Genomic DNA, 518 nt, shown 5'->3' on the forward strand with positions numbered 1-518 from the left:
CGCTCACGCCCCCGGCGGGCGCCACGCGCCCCCGTGGACGCTCCCGTCGACGCCCTCCGCCAACACCCTCCATCGACGCCCGTCAGCGCCGTACGTGACCGTCGCCGGTGACGATGTACTTGGTGCTGGTCAGCTCGGGAAGGCCCATGGGGCCGCGGGCGTGCAGCTTCTGGGTGGAGATGCCGATCTCCGCACCGAAGCCGAACTGGCCGCCGTCGGTGAAGCGCGTGGAGGCGTTCACGGCGACCGTGGTGGAGTCGACCAGCTGGGTGAAGCGGCGGGCGGCCTGCTGGGAGGTGGTCACGATGGCCTCGGTGTGGCCGGAGGTCCACAGCCGGATGTGCTCGACGGCCTTGTCGAGCGAGTCGACGACGGCGGCGGCGATGTCGTAGGAGAGGTACTCGGTCTCCCAGTCCTCCGGCGTGGCCTCGACGACGGTCGCCCTGGAGTCCTTGGCGTACGCCAGCACGCGCTCGTCGGCGTGGACGGTGACGCCGGCGTCCGCGAGGGCGTCGAGG

The 518-nt window shown here is 72.0% G+C and carries 1 pseudogene; it reads right to left on the reverse strand.

The window, feature by feature from the left end:
* Positions 1-82: 82 nt before the first annotated feature.
* A pseudogene (locus tag BZL64_RS38350) lies at positions 83-518 on the reverse strand (glutamate-5-semialdehyde dehydrogenase); the annotation flags it as partial.

The sequence above is a fragment of the Streptomyces bobili genome, from assembly GCF_002154575.1.
Lineage (GTDB): Bacteria > Actinomycetota > Actinomycetes > Streptomycetales > Streptomycetaceae > Streptomyces > Streptomyces bobili.